Here is a 378-nt window from a genome sequence, read left to right as displayed (position 1 = left end):
GGCGTGGTGATCGGCGTCGAGGCCGACGCGCAGTACGTCGACTTCGGGCGCAACCGCAACCGCTTCGCCTTCGCCACGGTGGCGGGCGGCGGCGTGAACCCCGGCGCGCTGGTGTTCAACCCCAACGGCCTGGCGGGCCTGGACTACTTCGGCACGGTGCGCGGCCGCCTCGGCTACGCCTTCGACCGCACCCTGGTCTACGGCACCGGCGGCTTCGCCTACGGCTCGGGCGGCGGGCGCGACTTCGGCCTGCCCAACGGCTCGCGCGACGACTTCCAGACCGGCTGGGCGGCCGGCGGCGGCATCGAGTACGCGCTGCCGACCGACTCGTTCCTGAACTTCTTCCGCTCGTCGGCGGTGACGCTGAAGGTCGAGGGC

General features: G+C 73.0%; 1 protein-coding gene. It reads left to right on the top strand.

The features are described from left to right. On the top strand, positions 1 to 378 hold a 378-nt coding region (locus ACLBXP_RS25310), incomplete at both ends, for an outer membrane protein (RefSeq protein ID WP_447670595.1).

Source organism: Methylobacterium sp. A54F (genome assembly GCF_053346035.1).
The sequence above is the reverse complement of the archived record's forward strand: the minus strand, read 5'-3'. Positions and strand labels throughout refer to the sequence as shown.